The organism is Streptomyces europaeiscabiei (genome assembly GCF_001550375.1).
GTDB classification, from domain to species: Bacteria; Actinomycetota; Actinomycetes; order Streptomycetales; family Streptomycetaceae; genus Streptomyces; species Streptomyces europaeiscabiei.
Map to the genome: position 1 here is coordinate 1 of NZ_LRTR01000478.1, position 2,128 is coordinate 2,128.

Genomic DNA, 2,128 nt, shown 5'->3' on the forward strand with positions numbered 1-2,128 from the left:
CCGCGGCGCTGCCCGGCCGCCTCGCCGGGCTGCCGATCGCCGAGGTCGTCACCAGCCCGCTCCAGCGTTGCCAGGAGACTGTTCGCCCGCTCCTCGACGCCCGGCCCGGTCTCGGCCCGCACACCGACGAGCGTATCGGCGAGTGCCACTACGGCGACTGGTCCGGCCGCAAGCTCGGCGAGCTGATGGACGAGCCGCTGATGGAGGTCGTGCAGACCTATCCGACGGCGGTCGAGTTCCCGGGCGGCGAGTCGATGCGGGCCATGCAGCACCGGGCCGCGGAGGCGGTGCGGGAGTGGAACGCGCGCGTGGAGCGCGAGCACGGTGCCGACGCCGTGTATCTGATGTGCTCGCACGGCGACGTCATCAAGTCGCTCGTCGCGGACGCACTCGGACTTCATCTGGACCTCTTCCAGCGGATCTCTGTCGAACCGTGTTCCATCACCGCGATCCGTTACACCCGACTCAGGCCTTTTCTCGTCCGCCTCGGTGACACCGGGGACTTCGCGTCCCTGGCGCCGCGTGAGCAGCCCCCGAGCGGTGACGCGACCGTCGGGGGCGGTGCGGGGGCACCGTGATCGTCAACCGCAGTAGGGTGAAGCGGTCGCGGCGGCGCTGAACCAGTCAGCAGCCGGCGCGGCCGCTCCCGACGTCGATTCCAATGGAGACAGGACGTGTCCCGTCAGGTGTACCTCTACGACCCCCCGGACCGCTTCGTGGCCGGTACGGTCGGGCTGCCCGGGCGCCGGACCTTCTTCCTGCAGGCCTCCTCCGGGCAGCGTGTCACCAGTGTCGCCCTGGAGAAGACCCAGGTCGCCGCGCTCGCCGAGCGTATGGACGAGCTGCTCGACGAGGTCGTGCGGCGCAGCGGCGGAAGTGCGGCGGTCCCGGCCGTCGCGCCCACCGAGGTCTCGGACACGGCGCCGCTGGAGGCCCCCGTCGAGGAGGAGTTCCGGGTCGGCACCATGGCGCTGGCCTGGGACGGCGACGAGGAGCGGATGATCGTCGAGGCCCAGGCCCTTGTCGAGCTGGACGCCGACTCCGAGGAGGACCTGGCCGAGGCCGAGGAGCGGATGCTCCAGGACGAGGAGAACGGCCCGCCGATGCTCCGCGTCCGGCTCACCGGCTCACAGGCCCGTGCCTTCGCCAAGCGCGCCCTCGACGTCGTCAACGCGGGGCGGCCGCCGTGCCCGCTGTGCAGTCTGCCGCTCGATCCGGAGGGACACGTATGTCCGCGCCAGAACGGATACCGGCGCGGGGCGTGACCTCCTCCGCCTCCGCCGGCTCGTCGTCGCCCGCCCCGCCGTCCTCCCAGCCCTCGGTCCAGCTGCTGGCCGAGGGCGAGTTGACCGTGCGCGGGCGGGTGCGGGAGGCGTCCAACGCGGTGCTGTACTGCACGGTCTCCTACGAGGGACGGGAGGCCGCCTGCGTCTACAAGCCCGTCGCCGGGGAGCGGCCCCTGTGGGACTTCCCCGACGGGACGCTCGCGCAGCGGGAGGTCGCCGCGTACGAGGTGTCCGAGGCGACCGGCTGGGGGCTCGTCCCGCCCACCGTGCTGCGGGGCGGGCCGTACGGAGAGGGCATGTGCCAGCTGTGGATCGAGGGTGAGCCGGGGTCCGAGCTGCTCGCCCTCGTGGAGGGCGAGGAAGCCGGGGAGGGCTGGAAGGCCGTCGGGTTCGCGGAGGTCGGGGACGGGGAGACCGCGCTCCTCGTCCACGCCGACGACCGGCGGCTGCGGCGGCTCGCCGTGCTCGACGCGGTCGTCAACAACGCCGACCGCAAGGGCGGGCATCTGCTGCCGGGCGCCGAGGGGCGGCTGTACGGCATCGACCACGGGGTGACCTTCAACGTCGAGAACAAGCTCCGGACGCTGTTGTGGGGGTGGGCGGGGGAGCCGCTCACCGAAGAGGCCGTCCAGGTGCTGCGGCGGCTGCGGGACGCGCTCGGTGAGGGTGGGGCGCTGGCCGGGAAGTTGGGCTCGTTGATCACACCGGCCGAGCTGGACGCCACGCGGGAGCGGGTGGCCGCGCTGCTGACGAGCGGCCGGCACCCGGAGCCGAGCGGGGAGTGGCCGGCGATCCCCTGGCCACCGGTCTGACCGCACCGCCCGCCGGGGCCGACCGGAGGT

3 protein-coding genes are annotated in these 2,128 nt (G+C 73.2%); all 3 read left to right on the forward strand.

Going from position 1 to position 2,128, the window contains the following annotated elements:
* The coding region (locus AWZ10_RS23160; RefSeq protein WP_060891957.1) for an MSMEG_4193 family putative phosphomutase at positions 1–578 on the forward strand (578 nt) is incomplete at its 5' end.
* A 96-nt stretch (positions 579–674) separates the two neighbouring features.
* Entirely contained in the window at positions 675–1,265 is a 591-nt protein-coding gene (locus AWZ10_RS23165; protein WP_046707723.1) for a DUF3090 domain-containing protein, read from the forward strand.
* Positions 1,229–2,098 (forward strand): SCO1664 family protein, encoded by an 870-nt coding sequence (locus AWZ10_RS23170; RefSeq protein WP_173531625.1) that lies wholly within the window; start codon positions 1,229–1,231, stop codon positions 2,096–2,098. Before AWZ10_RS23165 ends, AWZ10_RS23170 begins: the two co-directional genes overlap by 37 nt.
* Positions 2,099–2,128: the final 30 nt, after the last annotated feature.

Excerpts from the sequence above, each read along its gene's own strand:
- AWZ10_RS23170 (WP_173531625.1), top strand. The coding sequence starts at position 1,229 with ATGTCCGCGCCAGAACGGATACCGGCGCGGGGCGTGACCTCCTCCGCC.